This is a genomic window from Rhizobium sp. NPDC092011 (assembly GCF_044756305.1).
GTDB lineage: Bacteria > Pseudomonadota > Alphaproteobacteria > Rhizobiales > Rhizobiaceae > Rhizobium.
Map to the genome: position 1 here is coordinate 1 of NZ_JBIVSO010000048.1, position 1,709 is coordinate 1,709.

The 1,709-nt window shown below is 66.0% G+C and carries 1 protein-coding gene; it reads left to right on the plus strand.

Going from position 1 to position 1,709, the window contains the following annotated elements:
• The coding region (locus ACIQJ2_RS38230) for a putative Ig domain-containing protein (protein ID WP_400678239.1) at positions 1–1,709 on the plus strand (1,709 nt) is incomplete at both ends.

The following is a 1,709-nucleotide window of genomic DNA, read 5'->3' on the forward strand; positions in this document are numbered from 1 at the left end:
CGCCGACGGCATCGGGTTCGTTCTCCTTCACCATCACCGCAACCGACAGCTCGACGGGCACCGGCGCACCCTTTACCGCCTCGCATGCCTATACGCTCTCAACCAATATCCAGGCGCCGATTGCCGGTGCGGTGACCGCGACGGTTGCGGCGAATTCCTCGGCCAATCCGATCACGCTGAACCTGTCAGGCGGTGCGGCCGCATCGGTCGCCATTGCCTCGAACCCGGCGCATGGTACGGCGACCGTGTCGGGCACATCGGTCAGCTATACGCCGGCACCAGGCTATTCCGGTCCTGACAGCTTCGCCTATACGGCGACCAACGCCACGGGCACATCCGCGCCGGCGACCGTGTCGCTGACCGTCACTGCCCCGACGCTTGCCTTCTCGCCAGCCGCCGGCGCATTGCCGGCCGGCCAGATGAACGCCGCCTACAGCCAGACGGTGACGGCTTCGGGCGGAACCGGTCCCTATGGCTATGCCGTGACCGGCACCCTGCCGGCTGGCCTGACACTCAACCATGCGACCGGCGCGATCACCGGCACGCCGACCTCGGCTGGCAGCTACAGCTTCTCGATCAACGCCACCGATGCCAACAATGCGATGACGTCGGCCGCCTATACGCTCGCCATCTCGCCGCCGCCGACCAGCTTTGTGTTCACGCCGCCGGGCGGGGCGCTGACGCAGGCCATGGCGGGCGAGGCCTATAGCCAGCAGATCTCGGCAACGGGTGGTACGGCTGCGAAGATCTACAGCCTTGCCTCCGGCAGCCTGCCGGACGGCATGGTGCTGAACATCTCGACCGGTCAGCTCAACGGCCCGCTCGCCGCCGGCAGCCAAGGCGATTACAGCTTCGCCATCCAGGTGCGTGACAGCAATGGCGCAACGGCAACGGCAGCCTATACGCTGAAGGTCGCAGCCCGTGCCGTCACCGTGCCCGACCAGGTGATCGACGTGCCGGCCGGCTCGACGCCTGCGGACGTCTATCTCAATCGCGGTGCGACGGGTGGCCCGTTCACCTCGGCCGGCCTGACCTTCGTCGAGCCTGCCAATGCCGGCACCGCGACGATCATCCAGGGGCAGCTGGCTGCCACCGGTCCCATGACCGCTCCGGTCGGCTGGTACCTGCAATATACGCCGAACCCGGCCTATTCCGGCCAGGTGCGCGTCGGTTATCGGCTCACCAGTGCGCTCGGCATCTCCAACACCGGCACGGTCACCTATCGGATCAGTTATGATGCCGGCAAGGTTGCCGAGGATATCGACAGTCTCGTGCGCGGCTTCGTGCAGTCGCGCCAGAACATGATCGCCAACACGATCGAGGTTCCCGGCCTGCTGCAGCGCCGGCAGATGGAGAAGGCGACGGATCCGATCGCGGCGCGCATGACGCCGTCGCAGGAGGGCATGACGCTCAGCTTTGCGACCAGCCTGTCGCAGATGCGGGCGGCAAGCGGCGATGCGGAGGCGGCCTCGGCACCGTTCAACGTCTGGATCGGCGGTGCCTTCCTTGCCCATGACGACAAGAACCGCAAGGACAGCACCAGCAAGTGGGGCAGCTTTGCCATGATCAACATGGGTGTCGACTATCTGCTCTCCGACAAGGCGCTGATCGGACTTTCGTTCCACTATGACCGGATGACGGATCCGACGGATCAGGATGCGGAACTGTCGGGCAATGGCTGGCTTGCCGGCCCCTATGCCTCGCTCGAG